The following is a 14,796-nucleotide window of genomic DNA, read 5'->3' on the forward strand; positions in this document are numbered from 1 at the left end:
CAGAGAGATTCGAGGAGAACCCACACCCGTGGCCGTCAAGATCAAGCTGCAGCGCCTCGGCAAGATCCGTGCGCCGTACTACCGCATCATCGTCGCCGACGCGCGCAACCGCCGGGACGGCAAGGCCATCGAGACGATCGGCAAGTACCACCCGAAGGAAGAGCCGAGCCTGATCGAGGTCGCCTCCGAGCGCGCCCAGTACTGGCTGGGTGTCGGCGCGCAGCCGACCGAGCCGGTCCAGCGCCTGCTGGAGATCACCGGTGACTGGCAGAAGTTCAAGGGCCTGCCGGGCGCCGAGGGCACCCTGAAGGTGGCCGAGCCGAAGCCGTCCAAGCAGGACCTGTTCAACGCGGCGCTGGCCGCGGCCGGCGAGGAGCCCTCCACCGAGGCCACCACGCCGAAGAAGAAGTCCGCCCCGAAGAAGGCCGAGGCCGAGAAGGCGGAGGCCGCTGAGGGCGAGAAGTCCGAGTGAGTTTCCTCGCGGACTCCCTCGAGCACCTGGTGCGCGGGATCGTCGACAACCCGGACGAGGTCCGGGTCGAGCTGCTGACCACCCGCCGTGGCCGCACGCTCGAGGTGCACGTGCACCCCGATGACCTCGGCAAGGTGATCGGCCGGGGCGGTCGCACCGCGACCGCCCTGCGCACCGTCATGGGTGGCATCGGTGGCCGCGGCGTCCGCGTGGACGTCGTCGACACCGACCGCTGAGCCCGGGTCGGAACGGTCAGGATGGACGTCGTAGTCGGCCGCATCGCGAAAGCGCACGGCATCCGCGGGGAACTCGCGGTGGACGTGCGCACGGATTCGCCGGAAGAGCGGTTCAGGATCGGTGCGGCCGTCGTGACGAAGCTGCGTGACGGCAGCAAGAGGGAACTCACCATCGCAGCCGCCCGCGAACACAGCGGGCGGCTGCTGGTGCGTTTCGAGGAGGTCCCGACCCGTGACGTCGCCGAGACGCTGCGGGGCGCGCTGCTCCTGGCCGACACGGCCACGCTGCCGCCGACCGAGGACCCCGACGAGTTCTACGACCACGAGCTCGCCGGCCTGCGGGCCGAGCTGACCGACGGCACGGTCGTGGGCACGGTCGTCGAGGTCGTCCACTCGCCGGCGGGTGAACTCCTGGAGCTCGACGTCGAGGGCCGCGAGGTGCTCGTGCCGTTCGTCCGCGCGATCGTCCCGACCGTGGACGTCGCCGGCGGCCGGGTCGTCCTCGACCCGCCGGAAGGGCTCCTGGACGAATGAGGCGCTGGAAGGCCGTGTTCGCGGCCGCGCTTCTCGCCGTCGTCTTCGCTCCGCCCGCGCAGGCGGCGAGCCCCGTCTACGGCGACTTCTCGCTGATGTTCCGGCGCAGCGCGGGCCAGTACGCGCCGCCGGGGGAGAAGGCGTACCAGTGGGCGTGGTCGCCGCAGTCGGCCACCGAGTCGCAGATCTCCTGGGGCGACCCGGCCTCCTGGCCGCCGTCGTCCGCGGAACATTTCCTTCGATCGGGTGACTGGGTACTGCTCGACGGCTGGGGCGACAACGGCACTTACTACACCGAGCGCGTGACCAGCGAATCGCTCTGCCGGGGCAGTGCCTGCACAGCGATCCCTTCGGACGGCGGACGGCAGCACTACGTGCGCTGGACCGTGCCGTCTTCGGACTACCGGCTCGTCGCCGAGGGGACCGTCACCGAGCAGAGCAGCGGCCGCTCCTTCCGGTTCCGGCACGAACAGACCTGGGGCGCGCCCGCGCCGTGCAGCTCGGCGAAGTTCGGTGCGCGGACCTGCGTCAAGCAGAGCGAGAGCTGGTCGTCCGACCAGGACCTGCCCGACGGCTCCCCCCTGCGCGAGACCCTGCGCCGGGACATCAGGATCGCGAAGGGGCTCGGCATGGCCTTCACGATCGACCAGCAGGTGGACGTCCCCTGGCACGCTGTGGCCACCGAGTACTGGAACTGGTGACCGGGTGCGCATCGACGTCGTCACGATCTTCCCCGAGTACCTCGACCCGCTGCGCGCCGCGCTGCTGGGCCGGGCGATCGACCGCGGCCTCATCGAGGTCGGTGTGCACGACCTGCGCGACTGGACGCACGACGTGCACCGCGCGGTCGACGACGCACCCTACGGCGGCGGCCCCGGCATGGTCATGAAGCCGCAGATCTGGGGCCCGGCGCTGGACGACGTCTGCGGTCCTGAGACGCGGCTCGTCGTCCCGACGCCCGCCGGGCGGCCGTTCACCCAGGAGCTGGCACACGCCTATGCGGCGGAGCAGCACCTGGTGTTCGCCTGCGGCCGCTACGAGGGCATCGACCAGCGCGTCGTCGACGACGCGGCCCGCCGGATGCCGGTCGACGAGGTGTCGATCGGCGACTACGTCCTGGTCGGCGGCGAGGCGGCGGTGCTGGTCATCGTCGAGGCCGTCGTCCGGCTGCTGCCCGGCGTGCTCGGCAACGCGCGTTCGGCCGCCGAGGACTCGTTCTCCGACGGCCTGCTCGAAGGGCCCAGCTACACGCGCCCGGAGGTGTGGCGGGACCTGGCCGTGCCGGACGTGCTGCGGTCGGGCAACCACGCGCTGATCGACCGCTGGCGGCGTGACCAGGCTCTCGAACGCACGGCCCGGCGCCGCCCCGATCTCCTGGCGGCGCTGCCGGAAGGTAGTCTCGACAAGCACGATCGCGGGGTCCTGGAGGGCTTGGACCCCGAGCGGGCCAAGGGGCCGGTTACTTGACCGGTGACCCGGTCTGTAATACTTGACAGGTTGGCGTGAGTGGACCTCGTCGTCCATGAGCCCGCCATCAGCCCCCCGGGTCGCCCGCAGCGGCACCGTTGCGCGCCCGGGATCTGTACGCAAGCCATACCGAAGACGAGGACGGACCACCGATGAACACCCTGGACGCGCTGGACAAGCAGTCGCTGCGTTCCGACATCCCGGACTTCCGCCCGGGCGACACGCTCAAGGTGCACGTCCGCGTCATCGAGGGCAATCGCGAGCGCAACCAGGTCTTCCAGGGCGTCGTGATCCGCCGTCAGGGCGGCGGCATCCGGGAGACCTTCACCGTTCGCAAGGTCTCCTTCGGCGTCGGCGTGGAGCGCACCTTCCCGGTGCACTCGCCGAACATCGCCGAGGTCGAGGTCCACAAGCGCGGTGACGTGCGGCGCGCGAAGCTGTACTACCTGCGCGACCTGCGCGGCAAGAAGGCCAAGATCAAGGAGCGCCGCGAGAACCGCGAGACGGCCTCGGCCAAGTAAGCGACAACGCGGTTACCGGTAGCCTGACAACGTGGCCGAACCCGTGTCCCAGAACGCTCCCGAGGATGACCCCGATCGCTCCGAGGAGGACAAGCCCCGGCTGTCCCGATCCGAGGAGCGCGGGGGATCCCGCAGGCGGCGAGCCAAGCCCGCCAAGAAACGGTCGTTCTGGAAGGAACTGCCGATCCTGCTCGTGATCGCCCTGGTGCTCACGATCCTGATCCAGACATTCCTCGCCAAGGTCTTCATGATCCCCTCGGGCTCCATGGAGGCCACCCTGCACGGGTGTCCCGGGTGCACCGGCGACCGGATCCTGGTCGACCGGGTCACCTACGACTTCACCGAGCCCTCGCCGGGCGACGTGATCGTGTTCAAGGGTCCGCCGGCGTGGATCAACAACGAGATCGCGCCGCAGGAGTCGAGCAACATCGTCGTCCAGGGCTTGCGTGGCCTCGGCTCGCTGGTCGGGTTCGCCCCGCCGGACGAGCGGGACTTCGTCAAGCGGGTGATCGCGGTCGGCGGCCAGACCGTCCAGTGCTGCGATCCCCGTGGCCGCATGATCGTGGACGGCAAGGCGCTCGACGAGCCGTACATCTACTGGGATGACCCGGCGAACCAGGAGCAGAAGACCTTCGAGCCGGTCAAGGTGCCGGCCGGGATGGTCTGGGTCCAGGGCGACAACCGCAACAACTCCGACGACTCGCGGTTCCAGGGCGGCGGCGGCGTGAACGGCGCGGTCCCGGTGGACAACATCATCGGCAAGGCACGGATCATCGTCCTGCCGCCGAGCCGGTGGGGCGGGATCACCGACCACAACCCGCAGGAGTCGGCGCAGCCGGTGGCGCTGGGTGCGCCGGCCTGGCAGAGCGGGCTCCCGCTGGGTGCCGGGATCGCGGCGGCGTGGCCGGCGTTGTTCCTGGGGCGCAAGCTCAAGTCCGGACTGCGCCGGGCGGCCGGGCGGAAACCCTAGCCACCCGACCCTTGCCGGCAGACGGGTGATCCAGCCTTGACACTTCCCGTTCCCCTGACGGCGGCCGAGCCGATCCGGCCACCGCGAGCCGTGGTGCGCGGCGACCTCTTCTGGGGTTTGCAGGGCGCACTCGACCGCCGTGGCCTCGGCCCGGTCGCCGGCGTGGACGAAGCCGGCGCCGGGGCGTGCGCGGGGCCGCTGGTGGTCGCGGCCTGCGTGCTGAAGCAGGGCGACGCGGCGAGGCTCACCGAGCTGACGGACTCGAAGATGATGACGGCCAAGGCACGGGACCGGGTCTACGACCTGGTCCTCGCCCGGGCCGTCGACTACTCGGTGATCGTCATCCCGACCGAAGAGGTCGACCTCTACGGCATCCGGGTGATGAACCTCGAGGGCATGCGCCGCGCCGCGGCGGCCCTGCGCGTGCAGCCGGGTTACGTCCTCACCGACGGGTTCCGCGTGCCGGGTCTGACGGCCCCGAACACGGCGGTCATCAAGGGCGACCGTTCGGTGGCCTGCATCGCGGCCGCGTCCGTGCTGGCGAAGGTGACGCGAGACCGCATCATGGCGGGCTACCACGACGACTTCCCGCACTACGGGTTCGACGTGCACAAGGGGTACAGCACGTCCGACCACCTGGCGGCGCTCCGGGAGCACGGGCCCAGCGACGTCCACCGCTGGTCGTACAAGAACGTGGCCACGGTGGCCGTCAAGCACGGCCTGCGCCCGGCCAGGCCGGTCCTGCTGACATACGCGGCGCTGGAAAAGGCCATGGAAACGCCCGGCGCGGCCGGCCTGGCCGCGGTCCTCGACGAGGCATTAGAGCCACAACTCAGCCTGCCGCTGCATGCCCCGGCCGCGGGTGTGGGTCACAATGAACGCTCCGCCGGCGGAGCAGCAGCACGATCCCGAGGAGGGGCGCGGATTTCATGAGCGCAGAGGATCTCGAGAAGTACGAGACCGAGATGGAGCTCTCGCTGTACCGCGAGTACCGCGACATAGTGGGCCAGTTCTCGTACGTGGTGGAGACCGAGCGGCGGTTCTACCTGGCGAACGCGGTGGACGTCCAGGTGCGTGACGGCGGCGGCGAGGTGTACTTCGAGGTCCGCATGTCCGACGCGTGGGTCTGGGACATGTACCGCCCGGCCCGCTTCGTCAAGCACGTCCGCGTCATCACGTTCAAGGACGTCAACGTGGAGGAGCTGGACAAGCCGGACCTCCGCCTCCCCGAAGACGGCCCGTTCTCGGGTTGATCCCGCTTCCGAACGACCGCGCCGGCTCGCTGGACGAGCCGGCGCGGTTCTTTTCGCGGCCTCGTCGCTAACACACCCCACCGGCACTCCGGGCCGTTCGAGCCCGATCCGTGGACCAGTTGTCCCCAACACCCCGGTTGTCCACAGCTGCGCGATCCGGGGCTGGTGAACCCCGTCCGCACGCTGGCATCGTCGAACGCACACGCACCGTGATCGCCGGACCGCCCCGGTGACGGGAGCGAACCGACGAGGGGGCGAACACGATGACGGGCACCGACGAGCTCGCAAGACACCGCCGCGATCTGGGTGCCTGGGGCGAGGACATCGCCCTCGGCTACCTCCGGGACCGCGGCCTCGTCCTGCTGGCCCGCAACTGGCGCTGCCGCGAAGGCGAGCTGGACCTCGTCTTCACCGATCGCACCCGGATCATCGTCTGCGAGGTGAAAACCCGCTCCGGCACCGAATTCGGCCTCCCCACCGAAACGGTCACCGAGGAGAAGGCGGGCCGGGTCCGCCGAGCCGCCCAACGCTGGCTCCGCGAGTTCCGCCTCGGCTGGTGCCCCGTGCGCTACGACGTGGTCACGATCCTCGCGGAACCGGGCACCCGTCCGCGGCTGCAGCACATCGAGGCGGCGTTCTGATGCCCATCGCCAAAGCCTGGTCCGCGGGCCTCCTCGGCATCAACGGCCGGGTGATCGAGATCGAGGCCGACCTCGGTGGCGGGCTGAGCCGGATCACCCTCGTGGGCCTGCCCGACGCCGGGTTGCGCGAGGCGAAGGACCGCGTCCGGTCCGCCGTCCGCAATTCCGGGCAGCCCTGGCCCGACGGCAAGGTCACCCTCGGCCTGTCCCCGGCGAACCTGCCCAAGATGGGGTCCGCCTTCGACCTGGGCATCGCCGCGGCGGTGCTCGCGGCATCGGGGGCGGTCCCGGCCACCCGGCTGCTCGGCACGGTGTTGCTCGGCGAACTCGCCTTGGACGGCCGGATCCGCGCGGTCCGCGGCATCCTCCCGGGCCTGCTGGCGGCCCGGGCGGCCGGCTACGGACGAGCCGTCGTGCCGACGGACTCCCTCGTCGAGGCCGCGCTCGTGGACGGCATCGAAGTCGCGGGCGCGCCGCACTTGCGGGATTTCGTGGCATGGCTGAATCGCGAAGCCGAGCTGGCCCGCCCGGAGCCGCCGGGCCCGGTGACACCGCCGGACGTGCCGGACCTCGCGGACGTCGTCGGCCAGCCGGAGGCCCGCTGGGCCCTGGAGGTCGCCGCGGCGGGCGGTCACCACCTCCTCCTCACCGGCCCGCCCGGAGTGGGCAAGACGATGCTGGCGAAGCGGCTGCCCGGGCTCCTCCCGCAGCTGACGCCGGAGGAGTCGTTGGAGGTCACCGCGGTCCACTCGGTCGACGGTTCGCTGTCGAAGTCCTCGCCGCTGGTCACCGTCCCGCCGTTCGTCGCCCCGCACTATTCGATCTCCGTGCCGGCGCTGATCGGCGGAGGCAGCGGGATCGCCTCACCGGGCGCGATCAGCCGGGCACATCGAGGTGTGTTGTTCCTCGACGAGGTCTGCGAATTCGGCGGCCAGTGCCTCGAGTCGCTCCGCACGGTCCTCGAAGAGGGCGAGGTGCGCATTTCCCGGGTCAAGGGATCGATCACCTACCCCGCGCGGTTCCAGCTGGTCCTCGCGACCAACCCGTGCGCGTGCGCGCCGCCGAAGGATTCGGACTGCGTCTGCTCACCGAATGCCCGCCGCCGCTACCTCACCAAGCTTTCCGGGCCGCTGCTCGATCGCGTCGACCTGAGGGTCCGCTTGCGCCCGCTGAGCGCGATCAGCGCCCACGACACCGGCGCGGCGGAGCCATCGGAAGCGGTGCGCCAGCGCGTCTTCGCAGCACGCGAGCGCGCGGCACACCGCTGGAGCGAGCACGGCTGGCTGTCCAACTCGGAGGTGCCCGGCCCAGCACTCCGCCGCGAATTCGCCCTGCCCGCGGACGCAACAGCCTTGCTGGACAGAGCCATGAACCGAGGCGCCTTGAGCGGCCGAGGAGCCGACCGTTGCTTGCGAATAGCCTGGACGTTGGCCGACCTGGACGCCGAGCCCCGCCCAGGCCCCGAACAAGTCGGCGCGGCATTGGCTTTCCGAGAGCGAGTGGCGGCATGAGCCCCGCCAACCTGCGCCTGCCCGACCCCTCCCCCGCGCGGCCGGCCAAGCCACCGACGCCCACCATGGTCGTCTTCGTTTCCGAGCTCAGGCGGGTCGTTCTTCAGGGCCAGCCGGTCGAGCGACAGGCGCCTGCCATGGTCGCCTTCGTCCCCGCGCGCGGACAGGTCGCTTGTCAGGGGCAGGCGGTCGAGCCGCTGGCGTCGGCTCGCGTTGCGTTAGTGGTCGGTCGCGGATCGGTGCCGATGTCGGCTGTTCGGGAGTGGGTGGCGGCATGAGTCCCGACGAGTCGCGGGAGGCTCGTTCCTCCCTGCTGCGGGTGGCCGAGCCGCCGGCGCCCGCCGTGGTCGTCTTCGTTCCCGTGTGCGGTCGGGTCGCTTTTCGAGAGTGGGTGGCCGAGCCATCGGCGCCCTCCTTCGCCCCCGCGCGCGGACAGGTCGCTCGTCAGGGCCAAGCAGTTGCGCCGTTGGCGTCAGTTGATGTTGCGCTCGCCGGAGGGCCCGGTGTCGGCTGTTCGGGAGCGGGCGGCGGTATGAGTCACGAGTTGCGGCAGAGGCATCCCTCCCTGCTGCGGATCGCCGAGCCACCGGCGTCGGCCGGCGCTGCATTCACCGGCGATTGCGAGCCGGCCCCGATGGTGAGCGTCCGGAAGCAGGTGGCGGCATGAGTGCCGATGAGCTGCGGCGCGCTCGCGCGTACCTGCTGCGGGTGGCCGAGCCACCGGCGGCCGCCCTCGTCGCGTTCGTTGCCGAGCACGGGCCGGTAGCGGCAGCCGCGCGGGTCCGGCGTGGCGATTGCCCGGACGAAGTGTTCAAGGCGACCGAGGCGCGACGGGACTACGACCTCGTCAGCCAGGACTTCACCCGAGCCGCCGCGGCCGGCGCTCGGCTGGTCGTGCCCGAAGACGACGAGTGGCCGGCCTGGCCGCTGCTCGCCCTGGACCAAGCGGCCCGGCGAGGCGTTGCCGAAGCTGTGCCGCCCTTGGCCTTGTGGGTAGCCGGCGATGTTGCGCTCGGCACCGCGGCCGATCGGGCCGTGGCCATTGTCGGTGCTCGTGCTGCGACGGACTACGGCGAACACCACGCCGCCGAGTTCGCCTACGGGCTGGCCGGACGGAACGTGCCCGTCTTCTCGGGTGCCGCCTACGGCATCGACGGCGCGGCGCACCGGGGCACGCTCGCTGCCGACGGCGTCACCGTCGCGGTGTTGGGATGCGCTGTCGATGCCGGCTATCCGGCGGGGCACGTCGGGCTGCTGAACCGGATCGTCGGCTCCGGCGGTGCCGTCATCAGCGAATATCCGCCCGGCACCCCACCGGGGCGGCACCGCTTCCTCGTCCGCAACCGGCTCATCGCCGCTCTCACCGAGGGCACCCTGGTCGTCGAGGCGGGACGGCGTAGCGGGGCCCGCAACACCGCCAGTACCGCCGGCGCCCTCGGCAAGGTCGTGATGGCCCTGCCCGGACCGGTTACGTCGGGGATGTCCATCGGCTGTCACGAACTGATCCGCGACGCCAAAGCGACGCTGGTCTCGACCGTCGACGAAGTCCTCGAGACCGTCGGACGTTTCGGCATTGCGGAGAACACCGTTTCGGGCCGGCCGAAACGGCGCACCGACCGGCTGGGGCCCGACGCGCTGCGTGCCTTCGAGGCACTGGCCGTGCGCGCCGACCGGTCCGACGCCGAGATCGCGGCCGAATCCGGCCTCCCGTTGCGGCGGGTGCGGGCGTTGCTGCCCGAACTGGAAATCGACGGATTCGCCGTCCGCGGGGAAGCCGGCTGGCGACGACGGAAGGAAAGCGCGTGACCACGACGAAATCCGGGAGAAATCGTCGACGGCGTTCGGCCGGTCCGGTGGGGCCGCGTGGCGATCCTTGACCGAAGGCGGTTGTTCGCGCAGCGTGACATCATGCCGCCACCACGCTCCGGACAGGCCCGCCGTCCCGACCTGCGCGCGCTGCGGGCCGCGTTGCCCGAGCCCGTGCGGACCGTCGTCACCGCCTATGAACGGCACCTCGGGCTCGAACGCGGCCTGTCCGCGCACACCGTCCGGGCGTACGTCGGCGATGCGGTGTCGCTGCTGGGCTTCGTCGTGGACGGTGGCGGCGAGGTCGCGGAGCTGGACCTCGCCCGGCTGCGCGCGTGGCTCGCCGCCCAGCAGTCCGGCGGGGCGAGCCGGACGACGCTCGCCCGGCGGGCCGCCTCGGCGCGGACGTTCACCGCCTGGGCGCACCGCACCGGCGTCCTGGCCACGGACCCGGGCGGCCGGCTCGCGGCTCCGCGAGCGCACCGCACCCTGCCGGGGGTGCTGCGTGCCGGGCAGGCGGGGGAAGTCATGCAGGCGTCGGCCGCCGGCGCGGCGCAACGTGATCCCGTCGCCCTGCGTGATCGCGCGATCGTCGAGCTGCTCTACGCCACCGGCATCCGGGTGTCCGAGTTGTGCGGGCTGGACGTCGGCGGGGCCGACTTCTCCCGTCGTGTCGTGATGGTGCTGGGCAAGGGCGGCAAGGAACGCGTCGTCCCGTTCGGCGTCCCGGCGGCGGCGGCGCTCGCGGACTGGATCGACGAGGGGCGGCCGAAGATCATCGCCGAAAGCGGTGGTGAGAGCGCCGAGCCCGCCCTTTTCCTCGGTGTCCGGGGAAAACGCGTCGACCCGCGCGCGGTGCGGCGTGTCGTGCACGACGCCGTCACGGCGGTGCCCGGAACCCCCGACATGGGGCCCCACGGCCTGCGGCATTCCGCCGCGACGCATCTGCTCGAAGGGGGTGCCGATCTCAGGAGCGTTCAGGAACTGCTTGGTCACGCTACGCTTGCCACGACGCAGCTCTACACTCATGTGACCGTCGACCGGTTGAAAGCGATCCATGACCGAGCGCACCCCAGGGCCTGAGGCGGCCGGGGGAGCCTCGCCGGGGTTGTCACCAGCTGGCCCGGCGGCGCACGCGCATCCGCACGAGCACGGAGACGACACTGAGCCGCATGCCGAGAACGACGGTGCAATGACCGCAGGCCCGCACGTGACCGAAGCCGCCGGAGTGACCACTCACGGTGAGGCTGCCGCGCCCGAGGAGACCCGGGCCGGCTACGACGTCGACGCCGGAATCGCGGCTCTGTGGCAGCAGTTCGCCGACAGCCCGGACCAGGCGTCGCGCGATCGGCTCGTGCTGCACTACGCCCCGCTCGTCAAGTACGTCGCCGGCCGGGTCGGCACCGGGCTGCCCACCCACATCGACGTCGGTGACCTCGTGCAGTCGGGCATCTTCGGGCTCGTGGACGCGATCGAGAAGTTCGACCCCGAGCGCGGCCTGCGCTTCGAGACGTACGCGATGCAGCGCATCCGCGGCGCGATCCTCGACGACCTCCGTTCGCAGGACTGGGTACCGCGCGCGGTGCGCAGCAAGGCCAAGGAAGCCGAGCGCGCGATGGAGCGCCTCGGCGCCCGCCTGCACCGCACCCCGACCGACGCGGAGCTCGCCGCCGAACTCGGCATCGGCCTCGACGACCTGCGCGACTTCTACGGCCAGTTGCAGCTCACCAGCGTCGTCGCGCTGGAGGACCTGGTGGCCGCGGGCAAGGACAGCGGCTCGCTGGTCGACACGCTGCCCGACGACGACGCCGTCGACCCGGTCGCGGTGCTCGTCGACCAGGACAACCGCCGCCAGCTCGCCCAGGCGATCGCGCAGCTGACCGAGCGGGACAAGATCGTGGTCAGCCTCTACTACTTCGAAAGCCTGACCCTCGCCGAGATCGGCAAGGTCCTCGGGGTCACGGAGTCGCGGGTGAGCCAGCTGCACACGCGGGCGGTCATGCGGCTGCGCGCCAAGCTGGTCGAGCAGACCGGCGCCTGATCACCGACCACCTCCCCACGGCTTGAGCCGGTATTCGCCCACCTCGCCGGTCAGCGCGAGGGGATCGACGTACTCCTCGCCCCGCCGCACACCCCAGTGCAGGCACGCTGCCACCGTGCAGCCGGGATGCCCGGCGAGGACGGTGCCGAGCACTTGGCCTCGGTAGACCTGTTCGCCCACGGCCACTTTCGTTACGACGGGCTCGTAGGTCGTCCGCAGCCCGCCATCGTGGTCGACGGAGAGCACGGGCCGCCCACCCACGGAACCGGCGAAGACGACAACGCCCGCATCGGCGGCCAGCACGTCCTGCCCGGGCACGGCGGCCAGGTCCAGTCCGCGATGGCCGGGACCGAAGGGCGTTTCCGGGGCGTCGAAATACTTTGTGATCACCGGAACGGGTGACAGTGGCCAGGCGAGCCGCGGTTGCCGCGGGATGAGGGGATGGTCCGCCCCAGGTTCGGCCGCAGCGGACGGCGGCAAGGCCGGGGCCGCCATGAGCGCGACCGCCCACGGCACGGCCGGCCCCGGCGCAGCCCCGAGGGAAACGGCCGGCGCCTGCGCGGGCCCGAGGGAAACGGTCGACCCCAGAGCGGGCTGGACGGAAACGGCCGATGCCTGCGCGGCCCCAAGGGAAACGGCCGGCGCCTGCGCGGCCTCGAGGAAATCGGTCGGCGCCAGGGCGGCCTCGAGGGAAACGGCCGGCCTCAGCGCAGCCTCAGGCGACACGGCCGGCGCGTGCGCGGCCTTAAGAGAGGCTGCGCGCTGAACCGCCGGCGGGCGTGCGGTGGTGGCGAGCCAACTTGTCTCAGGCTCCGCTGCCTGTCGCCGGGGTGACTCCGCCGGAGGCGCGGCCAGGTTGCTCGCCCAAGACCTGGCCGGTGCCGGCGGTGCCAAGCCGCCCGTCCAAGGCTCCGCTCGCGGTAGCCGGAATTCACCTGTTCGGGCCACATCTATCCCCAGCCTCGTCGTCGCCGGCATCTCGCCTCCCCAAGCCGCCGCTCCCGGTGCTCGAACGCTCACGTCGCCACCTGCCACCGCCCCTCCGGAAAGCGCTCCGGAAAGCGCCGTGACCAGCGCGATCGTGCCCACCAACCATCCTGGCGCCCACCGCCGGATCCGCATGATCGACTCCATGGGTCCAGCGTGCGGCAGCCCGGTGCTCCGTGGGGGGCCGAAGCCGAATCTGTGGATAACCGGACCCGATGTGGACAACTGCGTCGCCCAGTGGCCGCCGGTGGGGGAGGGGGTGGTGGGAGGGGGTAGAATCTTCTGCGCGGTCCGTTTCAGCGGGCTGACTTCGCGTGCACGTGCGCGTTCCCCGGTCTGGAAGCAGCCGGGCGGGCGCACGGGGTCCGGCGGTCCCTGGGAGTCCTCTGCTCCCGGGGTCCGGGCACCGGCACGGGCACCAGGGCGAACGGCCACCCGGCCGGGAGCGACAAACCGAGCAGCGCGTCCGCGGCAGCACCGCGAGCGCGCACTACACAGAAGAGGTGTGATTCCGGCAATGGCCGTCGTCACCATGAAGCAGCTGCTCGACAGCGGCGTGCACTTCGGGCACCAGACCCGCCGGTGGAACCCGAAGATGAAGCGCTACATCTTCACCGAGCGCAACGGCATCTACATCATCGACCTGCAGCAGACGCTGACCTACATCGACCGTGCGTACGAGTTCATCAAGGAAACCGTCGCGCACGGCGGCACCATCATGTTCGTCGGCACGAAGAAGCAGGCTCAGGAAGCCATCGCGGCCGAAGCCTCGCGCGTGGGCATGCCCTACGTGAACCAGCGCTGGCTCGGCGGCATGCTGACCAACTTCCAGACGGTGCACAAGCGTCTTCTCCGCCTGAAGGAGCTCGAGTCGCGGGAGCAGACCGGCGGCTTCGAAGGTCTTACCAAGCGCGAGATCCTGACGCTGACCCGCGAGAAGGACAAGCTCGAGAAGACCCTCGGCGGTATCCGCGACATGGCCAAGGTGCCGAGCATCGTGTGGATCGTCGACACGAAGAAGGAGCACATCGCCGTCGGCGAGGCTCGGAAGCTGAACATCCCGGTCGTCGCGATCCTGGACACCAACTGCGACCCGGACGAGGTCGACTACCCGATCCCGGGCAACGACGACGCCATCCGGTCCGCCGCGCTGCTGACCAAGGTCGTCGCCGAGGCCGCGGCCGCCGGTCTGATGCAGCGCTCCAGCCGCAACGGTGCTTCGGCCGACACGAAGCCGGAGCCGGGCGTCGCCGCCGACGAGCCGCTGGCCGAGTGGGAGAAGGAGCTGCTCGCCGGCTCCGAGACCGCCGCCGCCGACGCGACCGAAGCCGCCGCTGCCGTCGAGGCGGCCCCGGCCGAGGCCGCTCCCGAGCAGGCGACCGCCTCCTCCTGATGCTCCACCGTCCGTGCGGCCGTGCCCCCGTGGCCCGGCCGCACGGGCGTAGCAACCCACAGATTTCCTGCAAAGGACGGATTTACCAGAATGGCGAACTACACCGCCGCTGACGTGAAGCGCCTGCGCGAGATGACCGGCGCCGGCATGATGGACTGCAAGAAGGCCCTCGAGGAGAACGGCGGCGACTTCGACAAGGCCGTCGAGTTCCTCCGCATCAAGGGCGCCAAGGACGTCGGCAAGCGCGCCGAGCGCGCCACCGCCGAGGGCCTGGTCACCGGCGACGGCGGCGTCCTCATCGAGCTCGACTCCGAGACCGACTTCGTCGCGAAGAACGCCGACTTCCAGGCGCTCGCCGCGAAGATCGTCGAGGTCGCGAAGACCGTCAAGACCTCCGACGTCGAAGCGCTCAAGGGTGCCGAGCTCGAAGGCAAGACCGTCAACGAGGTCGTCCAGGAGCTCTCGGCCCGCATCGGCGAGAAGCTCGAACTGCGCCGCGTCGTGGCCTTCGAGGGCCAGACCGCGACCTACCTGCACCGCCGTGGCTCCGACCTGCCGCCGGCCGTCGGCGTGCTCGTCGAGTTCACCGGTGACGACGCCGAGGCCGCCCGTGGTGCCGCCATGCAGGTCGCCGCGCTGCGCGCGAAGTACCTGACCCGCGACGAGGTGCCGGCCCAGATCGTCGAGAACGAGCGCCGCATCGCCGAGCAGACCGCCCGCGAAGAAGGCAAGCCGGAGCAGGCCATGCCGAAGATCATCGAGGGCAAGGTCAACGCCTACTACAAGGACAACGTCCTGCTCGAGCAGCCGTCGGTCAAGGACAACAAGAAGACCGTCAAGGCCCTGCTCGACGAGGCCGGCGTGACGCTGACCAAGTTCGCGCGCTTCGAGGTCGGCCAGGCCTGAGGCCAGGTCCGGGCGTAGGTTTCACCAGTGCCCCGTCTCCGTCCATCGGGGACGGGGC

The 14,796-nt window shown here is 71.0% G+C and carries 18 protein-coding genes; 17 read left to right on the forward strand and 1 reads right to left on the reverse strand.

Features of this window, described 5'->3' with window-relative positions:
* Positions 1 to 28 precede the first annotated feature (28 nt).
* The 15 genes from rpsP (at position 29) to QRY02_RS47625 (ending at position 11,452) form a co-directional block, all read left to right on the forward strand.
* Positions 29 to 472 carry a 30S ribosomal protein S16 gene (rpsP, locus tag QRY02_RS47555; RefSeq protein ID WP_285989245.1) on the forward strand — a complete coding sequence of 148 codons (444 nt, stop codon included), beginning with the start codon at positions 29 to 31 and terminating at the stop codon, positions 470 to 472.
* Complete coding sequence (locus QRY02_RS47560) at positions 469 to 708, forward strand: RNA-binding protein (RefSeq protein ID WP_003103110.1); 240 nt, start codon at positions 469 to 471, stop codon at positions 706 to 708. The genes rpsP and QRY02_RS47560 overlap by 4 nt, the downstream gene beginning before the upstream one ends.
* Before the next feature lie 21 nt (positions 709 to 729).
* A complete protein-coding gene (gene rimM, locus QRY02_RS47565) occupies positions 730 to 1,242 on the forward strand; it encodes a ribosome maturation factor RimM (RefSeq protein ID WP_285989246.1) in 513 nt (170 codons plus the stop codon).
* Positions 1,239 to 1,943: a hypothetical protein gene (locus tag QRY02_RS47570; protein WP_285989247.1), complete on the forward strand. Its 705-nt coding sequence runs from the start codon at positions 1,239 to 1,241 to the stop codon at positions 1,941 to 1,943. Before rimM ends, QRY02_RS47570 begins: the two co-directional genes overlap by 4 nt.
* A gap of 4 nt (positions 1,944 to 1,947) precedes the next feature.
* The gene (trmD, locus tag QRY02_RS47575; protein ID WP_285989248.1) at positions 1,948 to 2,709 is read left to right on the forward strand and encodes a tRNA (guanosine(37)-N1)-methyltransferase TrmD; all 762 of its coding nucleotides are present in this window, start codon (positions 1,948 to 1,950) and stop codon (positions 2,707 to 2,709) included.
* A 152-nt stretch (positions 2,710 to 2,861) separates the two neighbouring features.
* The gene (gene rplS, locus QRY02_RS47580) at positions 2,862 to 3,230 is read left to right on the forward strand and encodes a 50S ribosomal protein L19 (RefSeq protein ID WP_285989249.1); all 369 of its coding nucleotides are present in this window, start codon (positions 2,862 to 2,864) and stop codon (positions 3,228 to 3,230) included.
* A gap of 31 nt (positions 3,231 to 3,261) precedes the next feature.
* On the forward strand, positions 3,262 to 4,200 hold the full coding sequence (gene lepB / locus QRY02_RS47585) for a signal peptidase I (RefSeq protein WP_285989250.1): 939 nt from the start codon (positions 3,262 to 3,264) through the stop codon (positions 4,198 to 4,200).
* A 90-nt stretch (positions 4,201 to 4,290) separates the two neighbouring features.
* Entirely contained in the window at positions 4,291 to 5,133 is an 843-nt protein-coding gene (locus tag QRY02_RS47590) for a ribonuclease HII (RefSeq protein WP_285994116.1), read from the forward strand.
* The gene (locus QRY02_RS47595; protein WP_003096226.1) at positions 5,130 to 5,453 is read left to right on the forward strand and encodes a DUF2469 domain-containing protein; all 324 of its coding nucleotides are present in this window, start codon (positions 5,130 to 5,132) and stop codon (positions 5,451 to 5,453) included. Before QRY02_RS47590 ends, QRY02_RS47595 begins: the two co-directional genes overlap by 4 nt.
* Before the next feature lie 263 nt (positions 5,454 to 5,716).
* The gene (locus tag QRY02_RS47600; RefSeq protein WP_285989251.1) at positions 5,717 to 6,094 is read left to right on the forward strand and encodes a YraN family protein; all 378 of its coding nucleotides are present in this window, start codon (positions 5,717 to 5,719) and stop codon (positions 6,092 to 6,094) included.
* Positions 6,094 to 7,605, forward strand: a complete 1,512-nt coding sequence (locus QRY02_RS47605; RefSeq protein ID WP_285989252.1) for a YifB family Mg chelatase-like AAA ATPase — start codon at positions 6,094 to 6,096, stop codon at positions 7,603 to 7,605. Before QRY02_RS47600 ends, QRY02_RS47605 begins: the two co-directional genes overlap by 1 nt.
* On the forward strand, positions 7,602 to 7,883 hold the full coding sequence (locus tag QRY02_RS47610) for a hypothetical protein (RefSeq protein ID WP_285989253.1): 282 nt from the start codon (positions 7,602 to 7,604) through the stop codon (positions 7,881 to 7,883). Before QRY02_RS47605 ends, QRY02_RS47610 begins: the two co-directional genes overlap by 4 nt.
* A gap of 385 nt (positions 7,884 to 8,268) precedes the next feature.
* On the forward strand, positions 8,269 to 9,411 hold the full coding sequence (gene dprA, locus QRY02_RS47615; RefSeq protein ID WP_285989254.1) for a DNA-processing protein DprA: 1,143 nt from the start codon (positions 8,269 to 8,271) through the stop codon (positions 9,409 to 9,411).
* A 102-nt stretch (positions 9,412 to 9,513) separates the two neighbouring features.
* Complete coding sequence (locus QRY02_RS47620) at positions 9,514 to 10,494, forward strand: tyrosine recombinase XerC (protein WP_285989255.1); 981 nt, start codon at positions 9,514 to 9,516, stop codon at positions 10,492 to 10,494.
* 109 nt (positions 10,495 to 10,603) lie between these two features.
* The gene (locus tag QRY02_RS47625; RefSeq protein WP_285989256.1) at positions 10,604 to 11,452 is read left to right on the forward strand and encodes a FliA/WhiG family RNA polymerase sigma factor; all 849 of its coding nucleotides are present in this window, start codon (positions 10,604 to 10,606) and stop codon (positions 11,450 to 11,452) included.
* On the opposite strand, the gene QRY02_RS47630 is transcribed toward QRY02_RS47625, so the two are convergent.
* Entirely contained in the window at positions 11,453 to 11,947 is a 495-nt protein-coding gene (locus QRY02_RS47630; RefSeq protein ID WP_285994117.1) for a M23 family metallopeptidase, read from the reverse strand. It abuts the gene before it with no gap.
* A gap of 1,009 nt (positions 11,948 to 12,956) precedes the next feature.
* Here QRY02_RS47630 and rpsB point away from each other — a divergent pair.
* On the forward strand, positions 12,957 to 13,832 hold the full coding sequence (rpsB, locus tag QRY02_RS47635; RefSeq protein WP_285989257.1) for a 30S ribosomal protein S2: 876 nt from the start codon (positions 12,957 to 12,959) through the stop codon (positions 13,830 to 13,832).
* A 90-nt stretch (positions 13,833 to 13,922) separates the two neighbouring features.
* The gene (gene tsf, locus QRY02_RS47640) at positions 13,923 to 14,738 is read left to right on the forward strand and encodes a translation elongation factor Ts (RefSeq protein WP_285989258.1); all 816 of its coding nucleotides are present in this window, start codon (positions 13,923 to 13,925) and stop codon (positions 14,736 to 14,738) included.
* Positions 14,739 to 14,796 lie beyond the last annotated feature (58 nt).

The organism is Amycolatopsis sp. DG1A-15b, from assembly GCF_030285645.1.
In the GTDB taxonomy this organism is placed as follows: domain Bacteria; phylum Actinomycetota; class Actinomycetes; order Mycobacteriales; family Pseudonocardiaceae; genus Amycolatopsis.

Coding starts and splice junctions, on each gene's coding strand:
- tsf (WP_285989258.1), top strand. CDS start 13,923: ATGGCGAACTACACCGCCGCTGACGTGAAGCGCCTGCGCGAGATGACC.
- QRY02_RS47570 (WP_285989247.1), top strand. CDS start 1,239: ATGAGGCGCTGGAAGGCCGTGTTCGCGGCCGCGCTTCTCGCCGTCGTC.
- rplS (WP_285989249.1), top strand. CDS start 2,862: ATGAACACCCTGGACGCGCTGGACAAGCAGTCGCTGCGTTCCGACATC.
- QRY02_RS47620 (WP_285989255.1), top strand. CDS start 9,514: ATGCCGCCACCACGCTCCGGACAGGCCCGCCGTCCCGACCTGCGCGCG.
- QRY02_RS47625 (WP_285989256.1), top strand. CDS start 10,604: ATGACCGCAGGCCCGCACGTGACCGAAGCCGCCGGAGTGACCACTCAC.
- QRY02_RS47610 (WP_285989253.1), top strand. CDS start 7,602: ATGAGCCCCGCCAACCTGCGCCTGCCCGACCCCTCCCCCGCGCGGCCG.
- QRY02_RS47630 (WP_285994117.1), bottom strand. CDS start 11,947: ATGGCGGCCCCGGCCTTGCCGCCGTCCGCTGCGGCCGAACCTGGGGCG.
- rimM (WP_285989246.1), top strand. CDS start 730: ATGGACGTCGTAGTCGGCCGCATCGCGAAAGCGCACGGCATCCGCGGG.
- rpsB (WP_285989257.1), top strand. CDS start 12,957: ATGGCCGTCGTCACCATGAAGCAGCTGCTCGACAGCGGCGTGCACTTC.
- QRY02_RS47600 (WP_285989251.1), top strand. CDS start 5,717: ATGACGGGCACCGACGAGCTCGCAAGACACCGCCGCGATCTGGGTGCC.
- dprA (WP_285989254.1), top strand. CDS start 8,269: ATGAGTGCCGATGAGCTGCGGCGCGCTCGCGCGTACCTGCTGCGGGTG.
- QRY02_RS47605 (WP_285989252.1), top strand. CDS start 6,094: ATGCCCATCGCCAAAGCCTGGTCCGCGGGCCTCCTCGGCATCAACGGC.
- QRY02_RS47595 (WP_003096226.1), top strand. CDS start 5,130: ATGAGCGCAGAGGATCTCGAGAAGTACGAGACCGAGATGGAGCTCTCG.